The sequence below is a fragment of the Bacillus pretiosus genome (assembly GCF_052947655.1).
In genome coordinates, this window is sequence record NZ_CM129593.1 from 1952031 (window position 1) to 1970388 (window position 18358).

The 18358-nt window shown below is 34.9% G+C and carries 18 protein-coding genes and 1 pseudogene; 13 read left to right on the plus strand and 6 right to left on the minus strand.

Annotated features, from left to right (window positions below; translation table 11 throughout):
- Positions 1-63 precede the first annotated feature (63 nt).
- The 5 genes from spoIIP (at position 64) to ACU8YW_RS10150 (ending at position 4818) form a co-directional block, all read left to right on the plus strand.
- Entirely contained in the window at positions 64-1218 is a 1155-nt protein-coding gene (gene spoIIP, locus ACU8YW_RS10130) for a stage II sporulation protein SpoIIP (RefSeq protein WP_088609015.1), read from the plus strand.
- A gap of 222 nt (positions 1219-1440) precedes the next feature.
- On the plus strand, positions 1441-1938 hold the full coding sequence (locus ACU8YW_RS10135) for a GNAT family N-acetyltransferase (RefSeq protein WP_141542753.1): 498 nt from the start codon (positions 1441-1443) through the stop codon (positions 1936-1938).
- Positions 1939-1949: 11 nt separating this feature from the next.
- The gene (locus ACU8YW_RS10140; RefSeq protein WP_088609016.1) at positions 1950-2690 is read left to right on the plus strand and encodes a M15 family metallopeptidase; all 741 of its coding nucleotides are present in this window, start codon (positions 1950-1952) and stop codon (positions 2688-2690) included.
- A gap of 23 nt (positions 2691-2713) precedes the next feature.
- Positions 2714-3160, plus strand: coding sequence for an NUDIX hydrolase (locus tag ACU8YW_RS10145; protein ID WP_076537077.1), 447 nt, complete (start codon positions 2714-2716; stop codon positions 3158-3160).
- Positions 3161-3345: 185 nt separating this feature from the next.
- Entirely contained in the window at positions 3346-4818 is a 1473-nt protein-coding gene (locus ACU8YW_RS10150) for an amidase family protein (protein ID WP_426933733.1), read from the plus strand.
- Positions 4819-4829: 11 nt separating this feature from the next.
- Here the strand turns inward: ACU8YW_RS10150 and ACU8YW_RS10155 are convergent.
- Positions 4830-6044: pseudogene (locus ACU8YW_RS10155) on the minus strand (MFS transporter); the annotation flags it as partial.
- A gap of 275 nt (positions 6045-6319) precedes the next feature.
- Here ACU8YW_RS10155 and ACU8YW_RS10160 point away from each other — a divergent pair.
- From ACU8YW_RS10160 to ACU8YW_RS10175, 4 genes are all read left to right on the plus strand, one after another.
- On the plus strand, positions 6320-6748 hold the full coding sequence (locus ACU8YW_RS10160; protein ID WP_087982739.1) for an NfeD family protein: 429 nt from the start codon (positions 6320-6322) through the stop codon (positions 6746-6748).
- A gap of 2 nt (positions 6749-6750) precedes the next feature.
- Positions 6751-7722: an SPFH domain-containing protein gene (locus ACU8YW_RS10165; RefSeq protein WP_046954938.1), complete on the plus strand. Its 972-nt coding sequence runs from the start codon at positions 6751-6753 to the stop codon at positions 7720-7722.
- A gap of 264 nt (positions 7723-7986) precedes the next feature.
- Positions 7987-8577 (plus strand): histidine phosphatase family protein, encoded by a 591-nt coding sequence (locus tag ACU8YW_RS10170; RefSeq protein ID WP_426933732.1) that lies wholly within the window; start codon positions 7987-7989, stop codon positions 8575-8577.
- 6 nt (positions 8578-8583) lie between these two features.
- On the plus strand, positions 8584-9360 hold the full coding sequence (locus ACU8YW_RS10175; RefSeq protein ID WP_000278952.1) for a Cof-type HAD-IIB family hydrolase: 777 nt from the start codon (positions 8584-8586) through the stop codon (positions 9358-9360).
- A gap of 7 nt (positions 9361-9367) precedes the next feature.
- Here ACU8YW_RS10175 and ACU8YW_RS10180 read toward each other — a convergent pair whose 3' ends face one another.
- Complete coding sequence (locus ACU8YW_RS10180; RefSeq protein ID WP_446894061.1) at positions 9368-9829, minus strand: DinB family protein; 462 nt, start codon at positions 9827-9829, stop codon at positions 9368-9370.
- A gap of 171 nt (positions 9830-10000) precedes the next feature.
- On the opposite strand from ACU8YW_RS10180, the gene alr reads away from it, so the two are divergent.
- Positions 10001-11176 carry an alanine racemase gene (gene alr / locus ACU8YW_RS10185; protein ID WP_426933815.1) on the plus strand — a complete coding sequence of 392 codons (1176 nt, stop codon included), beginning with the start codon at positions 10001-10003 and terminating at the stop codon, positions 11174-11176.
- Between the two features lie 20 nt (positions 11177-11196).
- On the opposite strand, the gene ACU8YW_RS10190 is transcribed toward alr, so the two are convergent.
- From ACU8YW_RS10190 to ACU8YW_RS10200, 3 genes are read right to left on the minus strand one after another with little or no spacing between them, the layout of a single operon-like run.
- On the minus strand, positions 11197-11910 hold the full coding sequence (locus ACU8YW_RS10190) for a class I SAM-dependent methyltransferase (RefSeq protein WP_426933730.1): 714 nt from the start codon (positions 11908-11910) through the stop codon (positions 11197-11199).
- On the minus strand, positions 11903-12790 hold the full coding sequence (locus ACU8YW_RS10195; RefSeq protein ID WP_088609018.1) for a GNAT family N-acetyltransferase: 888 nt from the start codon (positions 12788-12790) through the stop codon (positions 11903-11905). Before ACU8YW_RS10195 ends, ACU8YW_RS10190 begins: the two co-directional genes overlap by 8 nt.
- 23 nt (positions 12791-12813) lie before the next feature.
- Positions 12814-13692, minus strand: coding sequence for a protein kinase family protein (locus ACU8YW_RS10200; protein ID WP_097906682.1), 879 nt, complete (start codon positions 13690-13692; stop codon positions 12814-12816).
- A 386-nt stretch (positions 13693-14078) separates the two neighbouring features.
- Here ACU8YW_RS10200 and ACU8YW_RS10205 point away from each other — a divergent pair, with 386 nt between their 5' ends.
- Together ACU8YW_RS10205 and ACU8YW_RS10210 are read left to right on the plus strand one after the other, a co-directional pair.
- The gene (locus tag ACU8YW_RS10205; RefSeq protein WP_088609019.1) at positions 14079-15287 is read left to right on the plus strand and encodes a macrolide family glycosyltransferase; all 1209 of its coding nucleotides are present in this window, start codon (positions 14079-14081) and stop codon (positions 15285-15287) included.
- Between the two features lie 169 nt (positions 15288-15456).
- Complete coding sequence (locus ACU8YW_RS10210) at positions 15457-16302, plus strand: YitT family protein (RefSeq protein ID WP_097889434.1); 846 nt, start codon at positions 15457-15459, stop codon at positions 16300-16302.
- 46 nt (positions 16303-16348) lie between these two features.
- Here the strand turns inward: ACU8YW_RS10210 and pdxR are convergent, their stop codons facing one another.
- The gene (pdxR, locus tag ACU8YW_RS10215; RefSeq protein WP_426933729.1) at positions 16349-17749 is read right to left on the minus strand and encodes a MocR-like pyridoxine biosynthesis transcription factor PdxR; all 1401 of its coding nucleotides are present in this window, start codon (positions 17747-17749) and stop codon (positions 16349-16351) included.
- Between the two features lie 130 nt (positions 17750-17879).
- Here pdxR and ACU8YW_RS10220 point away from each other — a divergent pair, with 130 nt between their 5' ends.
- A complete protein-coding gene (locus ACU8YW_RS10220; protein WP_087982720.1) occupies positions 17880-18302 on the plus strand; it encodes a GNAT family N-acetyltransferase in 423 nt (140 codons plus the stop codon).
- Positions 18303-18358: the final 56 nt, after the last annotated feature.

Below are 18358 nucleotides of genomic sequence, written 5' to 3' on the forward strand. Positions count from 1 at the left end.
CCGGAATTTAGACGGTCTATTCTCTAGAGCTTGTACATAACTTGAAATAGAGAGGGTGATAGTATGAATCGAGGCTTTTTTTATGTGAAGTTCACAAGTGTACGTAAGTTAGTTTTATTTATTATTACTACAGTACTAGCGACTTTTTTTCTTATTAGTATGATGGTAACCTCTATGAAAGAGACAAAGTCAACGTATTTATATAATTGGTTAAATGAGTTATCGATGAATGGTTACATGTACGTTCTTGGGAAAGAGAATCATTATTTTACACAGGAGTATCGAAATTTAAATCAAGATTTTTCAATTTCTTCGTTTCTCTTTTCTATGGCTACGAATATTCGTTTTAATGATGTACGCAGTTTTGTCGGAAAAGAGCTACCTGGTTTTGGAAAGTACGATACAGAAATTGTTATTGCGGGTGAAGGGACAAATTACTCTAACTTACCGATAGAGTCGAGCGTTCCGCTTGAAGAAGTGGTAAAAGAACGGACTGGTGAAGGCGGACAGGCTCAAAAGCCGAATACGAACAAAGAGAAAAAGCAACCGGCTCAAACAACAGGAAAAAGACAAGTTGCGCTTATTTATCATTCGCATAGTTGGGAATCTTATTTGCCGTTACTAAATTTAGCAAACGATCCAAATCCGAATAAAGCAACAAGTTCCGTCACTAATATTTCAATAGTGGGCGATCGATTTCGTGAACAATTAGAAAGTGAAGGGATAGGAGCTACTAACGACAAGACTGATGTCGGCCAAAAGTTGATTAGTAAAGGGTTAAATAGTAATAGTTCTTACAAAGTGTCACGGGAAATTGTACAAGAAGCAATGACAGGTAATAAAGAACTGCAGTACTTCTTTGACTTGCATCGTGATAGTGCTCGGAAAAATGTCACGACAAAAGCAATTGGAGATAAATCATATGCAAAGCTTGCTTTCGTAATAGGGAAAGGCAATAAAAATTATGAAAAGAACTTACAATTAGCAACAGCTCTTCATGAGGAAATTAATAAGAAATATCCAGGAGTGAGTCGTGGTGTCATTCAAAAAGGATTCCAAACAGGAAATGGTGTCTACAATCAAGACTTATCAGGACAAGCGATATTAATTGAAGTTGGTGGCGTAGATAATACGGAGGAAGAACTAAATCGATCGATTGATGCCCTTGCTAAAGCATTTGGTGAATATTTCTGGCAGGCAGAAAAGGTGAATGGATAAAATGAAACATAAATTTGTGGGAGAGTCTGAAAAAACGTGAGTGTAAAGCTTGCGTTTTTTGTCATGATGAGACGTCACAGAATAGACATAATTTGTCGTTGTTATAGTAATATCGAAATTTGTCAAATTATACTGGGAGATTTACAAAGGGATTTTCGGGAAAGTAGAGAAAATCTTTTTACAAGGAAAACTTTTTATTATAAAACGGGTAGGGTGATAGAAGTGATTAGGGAGATCAAAATAGAAGATGCAGCACCATTTTTGCAATTAAGTAAGCAATTAGATGAAGAAACGAAATTTATGCTATATGAACCAGGCGAAAGAAAATTTACAGCCGAGCAACAAGAACAAATGATTCATCGCTTTATAGAAAATGAATATGCAACAATATTCGTAGCAGTTGAAGAAGGAAGTATAGTAGGGTTTATTTTAGTGAATGGAAATCATATTCAAAGAAAGAGACATGTAGCAAGTATTGTAATTGGTATTTTGCAAGAGTATAGCGGGCGAGGTATTGGGACGAGATTGTTTAAAGAGGCTGAGAAGTGGGCAAGATTACATGATGTATGGCGTTTAGAATTAACGGTAATGGCCCACAATACAAGAGCTCAGGCACTATATAAAAAAGTTGGATTTGAGAAAGAAGGTGTCAAAAGAGCAGCTCTTATTATCGGTGGAGAGAACATCGATGAGTATGAAATGGCCAAATTATTAAAATAAGAGGTCGTTATATGAAAAAAAGATGGATACTACTTGGTATCGTAGCGATGATACTCATTGTTGGAGTAGCAGGAATCAATTATAAAATGTATAAGGATAAGCAGGCGCGCGAGGTAAATGTGAATAACATATTTCCGAAAGCGAAAGAAACGATTGCCAATATGGATGGTGATATTGCGGTAATTAGTAATCCGAATTCGATGCTTGTGCTTGTGAATAAAAGTAGACGTTTACCAGATGGATACAGACCGCCAGATTTAGTTATTCCGAAAGTGCGCTACTCAAGTGAAGGTGATCAAGAAAAGAAAAAAATGAGGAAAGAAGCAGCAGGGGCGCTAGAGGAAATGTTTCAGCAAGCTGATAAGGAGCATATTTTCTTATTTGCAGTATCGGGATTTAGATCTTTCGATCGACAAAAAGCATTAAATACGATGTATAAAAAGCAAGATGGAGCAGTAAAAACAGCGATGTCGAGTGCGGTTCCTGGTACGAGTGAACATCAAACAGGGCTTGCTATGGATATTACATCTCAAGCTGCTAAGTTTCAGCTAGAGACAATTTTTGGTGAAACGAAAGAAGGGCAGTGGCTGTCTGAAAATGCCCATAAATTTGGGTTTGTAATTCGATATACAAAAGAGAAAGAATCGCTTACGGGCTATCGATATGAACCATGGCACGTAAGGTATGTGGGTAACCCACAAGCTACATATTTATATGAAAATCAACTGACGCTTGAAGAAGTAACGCAGTGAGCAATTGAGGGGAGAGAAGGATTATGACGGTGTTATATAAGAAAAAAGTACACGCATATGTGACAAGAGAAAAAGAAGGAGTTATGCAACTGCTTGTTTTTAAACATCGTGATATACCTGAAGCTGGTATACAAGTACCAGGGGGAACAGTTGACGAAGGGGAAACGTTAGAAGCAGCAATTTTACGTGAAGTACAGGAAGAGTCTGGATTACGTCATTTATGCATAGAAAGATTCCTAGCCGATTACATCATACTTGTGAAAGAGAAAAAGGAATATCAAAAGCGGCATTTTTTCCACGTAACTTTACTAACAGATGTAAAAGATGATTGGGAACATATTGTAAGTGCCGGTGAGGAAGATCAAGGGTTAGTATTTTGCTACGAATGGATTGATATTGCAAAATGCCCTGCACTAGCTGGGAAACAAGGTGAGTTTTTACATTTGTTAGATGAGGTATATGTAAAGTAATAAAAGAGTCTGAAGCGGAAATTTAATCGTTTCAGACTTTTTTATTTTTCAGGAAATAAAAGGTTTTTACATTGGTAAGTTGAATTCTTTGAAAGGGATTGTAGTTGTATATGCGAGGAGCGGAGAAAATGAAAAAGTAATAGATACACGTTATCAATAAAAGCTTTTAAAGAAGGAGAATGAAGATGGAGATTCAGTTCAATGCTCGATTACAAAAAGAATTAACAATTCATGATATACAAGTAGCGATGGAAGCTGGGCAATTAACTTCAAAAGAATTAGTTATGTATTATCTTCATAGAATCGCGAAATATGATCAAGAAGGGCCAAAAATCAATTCTATTTTAGAAATCAATCCAGACGCTATTTTTATTGCAGAAGCGCTAGATTATGAAAGAAAGACAAAAGGTGGACGGGGACCATTACATGGTATACCTGTTTTACTTAAGGACAATATTGAAACGAATGACTCTATGCATACAAGTGCAGGTACGATTGCCCTGGAACAAAATATAAGTAGTGAAGATGCATTTCTCGTTACGAAACTTCGAGAGGCAGGAGCAGTAATAATAGGAAAAACAAATATGACAGAATTAGCAAATGCAATGTCTTTTGACATGTGGGCTGGATATAGTGCAAGAGGTGGACAAACAATCAATCCATATGGGACGGGCGAGGATGATATGTTTGTTGGTGGCTCTAGTACGGGGTCTGCGATTGCAGTTGCTGCTAACTTTACAGTAGTATCTGTTGGAACGGAAACGGATGCTTCTATTTTAAGCCCGGCTGTTCAAAGTTCTGTAGTCGGTATTAAACCGACTGTTGGTCTAATTAGTCGTAGAGGCATTATTCCGTTCACGTATTCGCAAGATACAGCTGGTCCATTTGCTAGAACGGTTACAGACGCTGCTATTTTGCTAGGGAGTTTAACTGGGGTAGACGAGAAGGATGTAGCTACTCATAAAAGTGAAGGTATAGCAGAACATGATTATACAAAATATCTTGATGTTAACGGTTTACATGGAGCAAAGATTGGTGTATATAGCAATGCACCAAAAGATTATTATGAAACTGGTGAATATGATGAAAAATTGTTTAAGGAAACGATTGAAGTATTGCGTAGTGAGGGAGCAACAGTAGTAGAAAATATTGATATTCCGTCTTTTCATAGAGAATGGAGCTGGGGAGTATCGCTCTATGAATTAAAGCATAGTTTAGATAACTATCTTTCTAAATTACCTTCTACTATGCCAGTACATTCTATTTCAGAGTTAATGGCGTTTAATGAAAACATAGCTGAAAGAGCTTTAAAATATGGACAAACTAAGTTAGAAAGAAGAAAAGATTTTCCTAATACGTTAAGAAATCCAGAATATTTAAATGCAAGATTAGCAGATATATATTTTTCAAAAGAACAAGGTATTGATTTTGCACTGAAAAAATATGATCTTGATGCGATTCTATTCCCTTCCTATATCGGCTCGACTATATGTGCGAAAGCAGGTTATCCGTCTATAGCGATACCTGCGGGATATATGGATAACGGAAGACCGTTTGGAATTACTCTTGCAAGCACTGCTTTTTCTGAGGGGACCTTGATTAAACTAGCATATGCTTTTGAACAAGCGACAAAGCATCGGAAAATCCCTAACTTATAATGAATAAAATAAAGTGAAATATCTTTTTTCTCTGTTTTATCATATTTTAATAAGTTAAATGATAAACAAGCAGAGCACAATATAAGGATAGAAGCGAGAATATAAATAGTACGAACACCGAACAGGTCGGTAATAATGCCAACGCTAAGCATAGAAAGACCAGAAGCTGTTGAAAGAAGTGCGCCGTGTGCTGTATACATTTTGGATAATAAAGAAGGAGCGACGCTGGATTGTAAAACCGTCGTTTGAGAAATATCTCTAATTTGATAACATGGCCCCATTAGAACGCATAGAAAAAGCGCAATAAACCCGCTACTTGTCATACCATATAAAAATGTAAGAATACTAAACATAAGGGAGCCTATCGCCATGGAGCGTATTAAATTGTTTTGAATGTATGTACTCATTTTCCACGCTAATATCCCGCCAATTAACGTCCCCGCATAATAACTTGTGTTAATATATCCCCACCATTCTTCTCCTTTATGAAGGACAGTTGTTACATAAGCCATCGTAATAGCGCCGATCCATATCGTCCCTGCGAAAGTCTCAATTAAGTCCATACATGTAACGGTACGGAGAGAGGGGTTCTGAAATAAGAGTTTCCAACCTTCCAGTAAAGCAGCGCCTTTTGAAGAAGAAGGTTCAATTACTCGTTCAGTATGTATGGAACGTAATGAAACGTGTAGTGCAACACACCCAAAAATCATCAAAATGTTATTCATCATGAGTGTAGAAGTAGCACCGATAAGAAGAACTATAACACTTGTAAATGAATAAGCAGCGGCTTGCGCAATTTGTGTGGAAAAGGAAAAAATACTATTTACTTTTACTAATTGTTCTTTTCGTGTAAGGCGAGGAAGGATACCGTATAATAACGGTGCGCTCCAGCCGCTACATAAAGAAATGAAAAAAATGAAAATGAATAGTGTTACAACGTTTGAGGAAAGGGCTGGGAATAATATCATTAATAAAAATAATAGAACAGTTTTTGTCCATTGTAGTGTGAAAAGTAAGGAATAAGATGAAAAACGATTCATGATAAGTGGTGCAGATGTATTTGCTATAAGATTAGTTATGACTTGTACTAATGGAAAAAGCGCGGTTAATGTAGCTGATTTCGTTGTGATATACATATGAGTTGTAATAATCATGATGTATACGATGTCAGCGAGAGTAATGCATATTTTAGAGCCTAAATAGTAAATTAGTGAACGATTTTGCAATAAGTACACAACCTTCCTGAGGAAAAACCTTCCAATAGTTAGAATAATTATAATTTGAAAGTTGGAATTGTGAAAGAATTTAATTTTTTGTCATTTTTTGAAAGGAAATGTCATGTATAATGAAGAATATATTAATATAGTATTTTATTGATGCTTTTTATAACAGTGAATATGTACAATAGCTTGTAGTAAATGCCCCGGTATAAGAAAGGGCGGATAAACCATTCTTTTCTTCATATACATATAGAAAATGAGAAAGAAAGCGAGGGTTGCATATGGCTGCTTGGGTAATTTGGTTTATAATAGCTGGTATTTTATTTATTGCGGAACTGTTGTCGATTACGTTTTATATGCTTTGGCTTGGAATTGGAGCTGTTGTCGGAGGTCTAATTGCTTTGTTTGCCCCTGAAGCACTACTGTTACAAGTTGTTGCTGGTGCGATTGTAAGTTTAACATTGACTTTCTTTACGAAAAGAATTTCAAAAAACTTTCGAGAAGCAAAAGGTTTTACTGATACAGTAGATTTGCTTGTCGGTAAAAAAGGCATTGTTATGCAAGCGATTACAAATGAAGCGAATGGTATTGTGAAGGTGGATGGAGATACTTGGACAGCTATTGCAGATGATCCAATTGATGTTGGAGAAAAAGTTATTGTTATAAAGAGGAATAGTACTATATTACAAGTTAAAAAGGAGAGTGAATAAATATGGCAGTAGCATTAACATTAACGATTATTTTAGCACTAATTGTTGTTACATTTATCGCGTTAACAATTAAAATTATTCCACAGCAAAAAGTTGGAGTCGTTGAAAGATTTGGTAAGTTTCAACGTGTTATGCAGCCAGGATTAAATTTATTAATCCCGATTGTAGATCGAGTTCGTGTATATCATGACTTACGTATTCAACAAACGAATGTACCACCCCAAAAGGTAATTACGAAAGATAATGTACAAGTAGAGATTGATACAATTATTTTCTATCAAATTGTGGAACCGGAACTTGCGACATATGGTATTTCAAACTATGAATATGGTGTTCGTAACATTACTTCTGCAACGATGCGTCAAATCATTGGTAATATGGAACTGGATGAAACGTTATCAGGTCGTGAAAAAATTTCAACAGAAATTCGCTTAGCACTTGATGAAGCAACAGAAAAATGGGGCGTTCGTATTGAACGTGTTGAAGTTGTTGATATTAATCCGCCGAAAGATGTGCAAGCATCAATGGAAAAACAAATGAAAGCAGAGCGTAATAAACGTGCAATCATATTAGAAGCGGAAGCCGCAAAACAAGATAAAGTCCTTCGTGCTGAAGGGGAAAAGCAAAGTAAAATTTTAATGGCTGAAGGGGATAAAGAAGCACGTATTCGAGAAGCTGAAGGTATAAAAGAAGCAAAAGAATTAGAAGCGCAAGGGGAAGCAAGAGCGATCGAGGAAATCGCAAAAGCAGAACAAAACCGAATTGAATTACTTCGTGAAGCGAATTTAGATGAACGTATACTTGCTTATAAATCATTTGAATCATTGATTGAGGTTGCGAAAGGGCCAGCAAATAAAGTCTTTATTCCATCTAATGCAATTGAGACGCTTGGTACTCTCGGGGCCATTGGAGAAATCTTTAAAGAAAAACAAGCGAAGAAATTGCCTTCTTCAGATACACAAAAAGAACAATAAGAGTGAAAAAGAGAAATGGGATGCCATTTCTCTTTTTATTTTTGAGTAGGATAAAAAATATTAGTCCTTTGCCATTATGGATAGGGCTTTTTTGTTTGTCACTTTTCAAAGAATTATAAGTTTAGAGTGTTTGGAAATGTTAAGTGGAATAACACGTTTACTAGACGGTTAAAAAACTGTCAAAGTAATATATTTTTGTTAAATAAAATTTAAAATATGATATAATGGAATTTTGTGGATATTAAACAAGGGAGTGGGAAACAAGTGCAAATATTATTAATACGCCACGGAGAATCAGAAGCTGATATCTTAAACGTACATGAAGGACGAGCTGACTTTGAATTAACAGATAAGGGAAGACAGCAAGTGCAAAGGCTTGTACAGAAAGTGAAAGCAGATTTTCCACCAGATTTCATTTGGGCAAGTACATTAAAGCGTGCTCGTGAAACTGGTGAAACGTTAGCTGAAGGAATTGGATGCCCAATTCAACTAGAAGAGGAATTAATGGAGTTTAATAACGGAGTGCAAGCAGGCTTATCTTTTGAAGAAGCAAAGAAATATCCAGAGCCAAAGTTTCTTCATGACCGTTTTGAAAATGGGGAATCATTTATTGAATTTAGAATGAGAATAGAAGGAATCTTTTCTAAAATCGTGACAGAGAATACGTATGAACGGATAGCAATCGTTGCACACGGTGGTGTAATAAATAGTCTATTACGTGCGTTTTTCAAAATGCCCATTTCAATGGACTATTATTTTAAAATGGGAGATACGGGAATAAGCTTAATTGAAATTGATGGCGAACAAAAAACGGTACATTTCATTAATGATACGAATCATTTGGACGGGATGTAAAGACCCGTGTACAAAGTAGTGTTTTTTGATGTTGACGGTACGCTTTTAAGTGAGATTGATAGAAGTATGCACGAAAGTACAAAAGAAGCGATACAAAGATTAATAGATAAAGGAATTCACGTAGTTGTTACAACAGGGAGACCATATAGCTTATGTTCACAATTTAAAGAGCTGGGCATACATACAATTATTTCTGCAAATGGTGCACATATTAAGTGTGGGGAAACAGTTCTACATAAATCGGTACTTTCAAGTGAAATCGTTCATGATATCTCAGAGTTTGCAGAATTACATGGTCACGGCGTTTCTTATTTTACTGAGGGTTTTACAATGAACGGAATAGCCTCAGATAATGAGCGTGTAATGCAAGCGCTTAGCGAGACGTTAAATTTAGGGGAGTACCCTGAAAAAAGCAAGGATTTGTCTGAAGAGATCTATTGTTTATGTTTGTATGCGGATGAAATAGAATCTCAAAAATTTATTGAAAAATACCCAATGCTTACATTCGACCGTTTTCATGGTTATGTCATAAATGTATTGGAAGATAATAAAGTATCGAAGCTCACCGCAATTCAAAAAGTATTGGATCACTTAAACATTTGTAAATCAGAAGCAATTGCTTTTGGTGACGGTGGAAACGATATTGAGATGTTGCAATATGTAGGATTAGGAATTGCGATGGGGAATGGCGGAGAAGTACTAAAAACAAAAGCTGATTTCGTTACAAAGAAGGCGAGTGAAGGTGGTATTTTATTTGCTTTAGAGAAGTTTCATGTCGTCTAACATACCTTTATTGGAATAAAGGTATGTTAGGATCTTTAATGTGCTTGCACAATAAAATATGAATTTGCCCACGATGATGATAAAAGTGTGCAACAATTTCAAGCAACCATTCAAAACGGGAATAAGAAATACCCCAATAAGCAGTCTTAATTTCCGCTAATTCTTCATTGGAATAGGATAAAAAAGTTTTAGAAAGTACATCGTAGCCCTGTAGCATCGTTTTTTGCATTTGCGTAATTGTTTCGGGTGTTTGTTCTTTATAGAAAGTGTGTAGTTGTTTTTCAGTACTACCATTTAAAATGAGTAAATCCGCATGGAAAATCAGAGAAAGGTGTGCACACATTTCAAATAAAGCTCGCTTCGAGTGAATTGGTTGTATTTTTAAACTATCTTCATTATATTGGTTAAGCATTTGAATAGAAGTATCAACAGCAACTTGTAGTTGATGCAATGCAGATTGTACAAACATTGTAATTCTCCTCTTCTCCGTATATAATAGTTTCTTAAGGGTATTATATCATACTCAAAATTCCGAAAATTCTAGTAGTTTGACTAGCATATTGAAAAGTATTATATTGTAAAAGGTCATATGAAACGTGAAATAGAATGGAATGCAATTATTGAGTTAGGAGTTAGACCAATGAGTTTGAAATATGGAAGAGATACAATTATTGAAGTTGACTTAAATGCAGTAAAACATAATGTAAAAGAATTTAAAAAGCGTGTGAATGATGAAAATATTGCAATGATGGCTGCTGTAAAAGCAAATGGGTATGGTCACGGGGCGGTTGAAGTTGCGAAAGCTGCTATTGAAGTAGGAATAGATCAGCTTGCAGTTGCATTTGTAGATGAAGCGATAGAGTTAAGAGAAGCAGGAATTAACGTGCCGATTTTAATTTTAGGTTATACATCAGTAGCAGCTGCGGAAGAGGCAATTCAATATGACGTTATGATGACTGTTTATAGAAGTGAAGATTTACAAGGTATAAATGAAATCGCAAACCGTCTTCAAAAGAAAGCGCAAATTCAAGTGAAAATTGATACAGGAATGAGTCGTATCGGTTTACAAGAAGAAGAGGTTAAACCATTTTTAGAAGAATTAAACCGTATGGAGTATGTAGAGGTAGTAGGAATGTTTACACATTACTCTACGGCAGATGAAATTGATAAATCATATACGAATATGCAAACAAGTTTATTTGAGAAAGCTGTCAATGCAGCAAAAGAATTAGGAATCCATATTCCATATATTCATAGTTCAAATAGTGCAGGTTCAATGGAGCTTAGCAATACATTTCAAAATATGGTTCGTGTAGGTATTGGAATATATGGAATGTATCCTTCAAAAGAGGTAGATCATGCAGTCGTTTCTTTACAGCCTGCGTTGTCATTAAAATCAAAAGTAGCTCATATTAAACATGCGAAGAAGAATCGCGGTGTAAGTTATGGGAATACGTATGTAACGACTGGTGAAGAATGTATTGCAACTGTACCGATTGGCTATGCTGATGGATATAATCGTCAGTTATCTAATAAAGGTCATGCATTAATAAATGGAGTTCGAGTACCTGTTATTGGCCGTGTTTGTATGGATCAACTTATGTTAGACGTTTCAAAAGCAATGCCAGTACAAGTTGGGGATGAAGTAGTATTCTACGGTAAACAAGGTGAAGAAGAAATTGCGGTAGAAGAAGTAGCGGATATGTTAGGTACAATTAACTATGAAGTTACTTGTATGTTAGACAGAAGAATCCCGCGAGTGTATAAAGAAAATAATGAAACGGCTGCTGTCGTAAATATACTAAGAAAGAACTGAATCGTTATGATTCAGTTTTTTTATTTTTGACAAATGAAAAATGTTCTGTTTGTACCGTGTAATTGAATGTTCTTAAAACCTACAGATTCCAATGAAGAAATTATTTCTTCATTGGAATAACAAGCTTCCTCAAAAGAAAAGTCACTTCTTTTCCAATTATTATCTATGTCATGTTGAAATAGTATAAAGTTCATTGCTGCTTTTTTATTTTCTTTATCATATGTAGAATCAATTGTACATACATATTCTTCCGCTGAAATATGAAATGAAGCAATCCAATTTTCAAGAAAACATTTCTCCATATTCATATCAAATACGAATGTACCTTCGCTATGTAATACGGAGTAAACATTATGAAAAACATTTTTTAATTCATCTAATTTTAAAATATGGTTTAAGCTATCGCCAGTAGAGATAACATAGTGAAATTGCTCATTTATATTGAAATAACGAGCATCATCGACGATAAAGGTTGCGTCTGGCGCGTTTTGACGTGCGTATTCAATCATTTGAGCAGAACCATCTATACCAGTTACTAAAAAAGTATTATCAATTAATATCTTAGTAAGGTGACCAGTCCCGCAGCAAAGATCTAAAATATGAGAATGTGGTGGTGCATATTGTAAAACGAGTTTTTCCAAAAGTAGATAGGAGTGTTCAGCATAATGCCCCCAATGTTTATTATAAATGGATGCGAAAATATCATAATCAGAATAAATTAGTTTTTTACACATATGTATTCACCTCAAGATTCATTACATTATAATAGTCATGCTTCTTTTTCATTTCAAAACCACATTGTGTATATAGTTTTAAAGCGTGGTTATTTTTCGTTTCGACGTCTAATTCAATTGTTGAAATTCCTTTTGTAATAAGGGTATGTACCATATAACTAAGAATATCTTTTCCGTATCCTTTACCTTGATAAGAAGGATGAACGGCGAATCCTGATAGTGTAGTAGATTGTTCTTGCTCAGAAACTGTAATCGTTCCTATCACTTTTTCGTCGATAAGAGCACAGTAAACTTGATAGGAAGGGGAATTCATCATTTTTTGTAACCATGTAGCGGTATTTTTTGCTGAATCTCCAAAAGCTTTACTGGAAATTTCAATAAGATCAAGAAGTGACCCTGAAGATGCAAGAGTAAGCTGTATAGAATTCTTTGTTGTTTTTTGAACTTCTTTAGCTTTGAACTCCATACTATATTCACTATATAAATAAGGTAACTTCATATGTCTTGCAAATTCTTTCCCAGAAGCAGAATCCCCATTCATAATAAGAAGAGCTTCATCTGCCGCTCTTATTCGTATTTCTTTCATTGCGGTTTGTAAAAGAGTAGTGCCTATATGTTGTTTCCTATAGTTCGGATGAACAAACCCTATTAACTCCAGTTTTGTCGGTCTTTCAAAATCATACATACTTAATGCACCGATTAATTGAGTATTATCATAAAATAGGAAATCATATACCTCTTCATTATTGCGAGCAGTTAAAAAGTTTATATGTAAATCTGATGAGTAATCAATTTGATCGTGTTGCCCACAAATATGAGCTAAATCTTTCATTTGCTGAATTTCGTTTGCTATTAAAGATTTCTTTTGTTCAATATTCATTTCATAACCCCTCTCATTCGTATTTAAAAATAGGATGGATGACTAAGCCACTTTTTTAACTCCACACTGCCCTGAACAGATAATAACCGGTACAAATATCGATAGGGGGGTCTACATTCTGCAAGATGAGGAAGGGGCATAATGGTTTCGTAACCTTGTTTAAAAGCATGTGCCTCTTTTTCTGTAAACACATATTCTAAGCCGATAAAATCAAACTCCCGGGGAGCAACGGCATAGGCTTCTGTATCTACTAATCCCGTAATAGTTGTACCATCTGATAAAAACTGAGTAGGGTCCATATCAATTAAAACGAGCGTTGATTCCTTTGGTGCTGGTAAGGAAGAAAGTTGTGATTCAAAAGTAGGAAATGCATTTTGTATGCTTTCATTATCGGAATAAAACATATTCACAAGCTCTTTACTCACATTTAAAATGTGTGATTGGAATTCATCTAGTGTAATTTGGAAGGAACCTGACACATTTCCTATGTAATCGGCTTTAAATGTATGTATTTCTGCAAGCCCTTTTCCTAGACTGAATAAAATAGAATCTGGTTGCCCGATAAAAGATTGAACTGTGTTACCTACTAACTTTTCGGCTACAACGAATTCACGGCCATTTAAAATATGTTTTTCTAATATTGTTGGGATAGGAAGATTAGTATGTTCTTGCAGCAATGTATGTACAGCTTTTAAATGATGTACGTTCCTTGGATCAATTCCAAATAGGTTTTTACATCCCCACCAAAAATCATTATTTGGCTCTTCATTCATTTTAGAAGAACGAACGATGACTTCTGCATCTTCTGTTCGGACGAGAAACACATCGCTTGCATGGTCTTCATAACCTGGGTGTAAAGCTTGAATAGATAAAATAGGTGAAGTGAATAGTTGTTGTAGCATGAAGTTACCTCTTTTTCTGTAAATTCTATAAATTCATTATATAACAGAATATGTTCCAAGTGGATAATGATGAGGACAACTTAGAACTTAAATAAATTTATAGTGAGAAATCAGTGTGGAAATTATATTTTTCTACTTTTGTATGAATTATCAAAATAATGTTTCTGATGATAAATCTGTAAAAATGCCTGAATGTAACTCCCGTATTTTTCAATAAATGAAAGGTTAAGCATACTTTTATAAGAGTTATAATGTAGGTTATGAAAAATATTTCTCAATAATAAAATGAAGTGAAAAATATGAAGAAGTAGAATAGATTCCTTTATAATAGTTTTAAATTAATTAATATAATTAACTATTAATATTGTTAGATAGGAGAGAATATGATGGCAAATGTACTCGTAATAAATTTTCCCGGAGAAGGTCATATAAATCCGACTTTAGCTATTGTAAGTGAGTTAATTCGGCGAGGGGAGACAGTTGTTTCGTATTGTATTGGAGATTATAGAAAGAAGATTGAAGCAACAGGTGCAGAATTCCGAGTGTTTGAGAATTTCCTCTCTCAAATTAATATTATGGAACGAGTAAATGAAGGTGGGAGTCCTTTGACGATGCTATCTCATATGATTGAAGCATCAGAGCGTATTGTGACTCAAATTGTAGAAGAAACAAAAGGGGAAAAGTACGATTACTTGCTATACGATAATCATTTTCCCGTAGGACGTATTATAGCCAATATTTTAAAATTACCTAGCGTTTCTTCTTGTACAACATTTGCTTTTAATCAGTACATTAATTTTAATGATGAACAAGAATCAAGACAAGTAGATGAAACGAATCCGTTATATCAATCTTGTTTAGCGGGAATGGAAAAATGGAATAGGCAGTATGGAATGAAATGTAATAGTATGTATGATATTATGAATCATCCTGGTGATATTACTATTGTATATACTTCAAAAGAATACCAGCCGCGTTCAGATGTATTCGATGAATCGTATAAGTTTGTCGGCCCATCAATTGCTACTCGAAAAGAAGTAGACAGCTTTTCTATGGAAGATTTAAAAGATGAAAAATTGATTTTCATTTCTATGGGAACAGTTTTTAATGAACAACCTGAACTATATGAAAAATGTTTTGAAGCGTTTAAAGATGTAGAAGCGACAGTCGTATTAGTTGTTGGTAAGAAGATAAATTTAAATCAATTTGAAAACATTCCGAATAACTTTAAGTTGTATAATTACGTACCGCAATTAGAAATATTACAGCATGCTGATGTATTCGTGACACACGGTGGTATGAATAGTTCGAGTGAAGCACTATATTACGGTGTCCCGTTAGTTGTAATTCCGGTAACAGGAGATCAGCCTTTAGTTGCGCAACGAGTGAGTGAAGTAGGGGCTGGAATAAGGATTAATCGTAAAGAATTAAGTTCTGAATTGTTACGTGAGACTGTAGAAAAAGTAATGGATGATGTGACATTTAAAGAAAATAGTCGTAAAGTTGGTGAGTCCCTTAGAAATGCTGGTGGGTATAATAGGGCAGTTGATGAAATATTAAAAATGAAAATGAATTCATACTTAAAACTTAAATAAATGTTTGGAGCACACTTACTGTAATACGTAAGTGTGTTTCTGTAAATAAATTACATAAAAAATCACTGTAAAGGTGAAACTTTTGTGTATATAAACTCATATCTTTGAATTAGTAGTAAAATTACGTTAAAATAATACTAAGAAAATATATAAGTTTTGGGGGTAATGAATGAAAAGAGTATTTGAATACGTATTATTAACAATTGGATCGATTATTGTAGCGGGTTCATTAGAGCTTATTTTAGCACCTAATGGCTTAGTAGATGGTGGGGTAACGGCCATTGCTATTATGGCAAATAAAGTTGCTGGATTACCGCTTTACGGAGTGTTTTTAGGACTTAATATTCCTATCCTGCTATTTACCGCAAAAGTAATGGGGAAGAAGTTCTTCATCCGTACATCTTATGCAAATGTAGTTACAACACTCGGATTAATCTATTTAAAACCATTTCCGGCGATTACAACTTCTGAATTATTAATTGTACTTTATGGTGGCGTACTGTTTGGAATAGGCGTTGGGATTGTTGTTAAAATGGGTGGCGCAATAGATGGATCAGAAATGTTAGCGGTTTGGATGAACAAACACTTTAAAGTACCGATTAGTACATTTTTACTTGCTGTAAATGCAGTTATTTTCACATTTGTAGCGATTTTATTTTCAATCGAACAAGCGATGTTCTCATTAGCAATTTTCTATATTGTTACGAAGATGATTGATTTCATATTAGATGGTATTAACCAAGGAAAGAGCGTCATGATTATTTCTGGTAAAAATAAAGAAATAGGCGATCTGCTTATGAAAGAATTGCAATTATCCGTTACGTATCTACATGGAGAAGGTGGTTTTTTAGGAGAACATAAGAGAATCATTTATTGTATTACAAACCGTTTCATTTATCCAAAAATGAAAGATCTCGTTCTCTCTGTAGATCCAACTGCTATCATTGAAGCTTCCTATTCAACAGAAACAACTGGTGTTAAGCGGCCAGGAAGGGCAGCGAGAACAGAAAAATAGTGAATGAAAATAGCTCCACGTAAGTATAACTTACGTGGAGCTATTCTTATTTAGGGAACCAGGCCTTTCTCAGTAATTGAACTACAGTTTCGATACGATCCTCTGGAATACTGCCAAAACCGAGCAATACATACGACTCATCCATTACATTATGAACAGAATCGTATGTGGAGAGAGGGTATAACTTAATACGTTCTTTTGCGGCTGCATGAATAAGTTCTTGTTCATTCATCCCGTTATGAACGTGAAGTACAATATGAAGTCCGGATTGTTCACCGAGTATATGGACGTTATTTCCCATCTCGTTTGTAATAGATTTAATTAAAGAAATATGTTTTCTTTTATATAACGTCCGACTTCGGTTAATATGACGTTCCCAATCACCATTTTGAATAAAGGTGGCAAAGGTAAGTTGCTGCAGCGTAGAAACAGTTTGTTTAAACATACCACCAAGCTCTTCATAGGATCTTAACAGATGAGGTGGTAAAACAATATATCCCATTCGTAAAGAAGGTAAAAAAGATTTCGAGAAAGTTCCCATATAAATAACACGTTCATTTGCATCTAGTCCTTGTAAAGAAGGAATAGGTTTTCCTATATAACGGAATTCCCCGTCGTAATCATCTTCAATAATATAGCCCTTACAATCATTCGCCCATTTTAATAACTCGAGTCTTCTAGATAATGGCATAATGATTCCAAGTGGAAATTGGTGAGATGGAGTGACATACGCTACATTGCAACCCGATTCACGTAAAGCGGAAATATGAATTCCTTTATCATCTAAAGGGATGGGGTGAACGGTAAGACCAGAACTTTGAATCATAGCAGGAATACGGTGAAATCCAGGGTTTTCGATTCCGAATTCCTTTTTTGAACCAAGTAGTTGAAGTAGTAGCCAAAGAAGAGGCTGCGTACCTGCTCCAATAATAATTTGATCAGGTGAAGAATGTACCCCGCGAGCATGATATAAATACTTTGAAATATGTTCTCGTAGAACGAGCTCACCTTGTGGATCTTCCTTAGCAAATAATTCATTTTCATACTGAAATAAAGTTTCGTGTATTGCTCTTTTCCAGTTTGTTATCGGAAAAGCTTTTTGATCAATAAGTCCTTGACTACAATCATAATCATATTGTTCGTTTTCTTTATTGTTAGCACTGTTTGACGCAATTTGCTGTTTCTTTTGAATGACATCCATATCAACTTCTGCAACAAAAATCCCACGTTTCGGTTTGCTTTCTACATACCCTTCAGCTAGTAATTGTTGATAAGCGGATTCCACTGTAATACGGCTCACATTAAGTTGTACTGCTAAATTTCTGTGAGAAGGAAGGCGTGTACCGGCACATAGTGATCTATGAGAGATTTCTCGTTTCATATATTCATAAATTTGTAAGTAAAGGGGTATTTTACTTTGTAATACTAATGGGATAGTCAGATCCATTCGTAGACGCTCCTTTTCATACTGGCCTTATAAAAAAAGATAAAACTGTCACTTAAGCTAAGGGCAGTGGCTTTCTATAATGATGATATAACATTTAGAAAATTTTATAAATAGTAAGGGGAGAATCAAAATGAATATTAGAGAAGTAGTAACAGAAGCGGATTTACATGATGTATTTCCCGTATTACAGCAGTTACGAACGAAACTTTCAAGAGAAGAAGCAAGTTCTTTGTTTCAAAAAATGAAAGAAGAGAATTATAAACTATTTTCGCTACGTAATGAAGAAGATGAAGCAGTTAGTCTAGCCGGTGTAGCGATTTGTACGAATTTTTATAATGAGAAACATGTTTTCGTATATGACCTTGTAACAGCAGAAGCACATCGTTCAAAAGGGTATGGGAATGTATTACTCTCCTATATAGAGAACTGGGGAAAAGAAAACGAATGTGAGTCCATCGTTCTTACATCAGCGTTTCCTAGATTAGACGCTCACCGCTTTTATGAAAGAGAAGGTTATGATAAGGTAAGTTTTTCTTTTTATAAAGAATTATAAAGAAGGATAGGTTCTATATGACATAATATATAGAACCTATTTCATTTAGAAAGGTT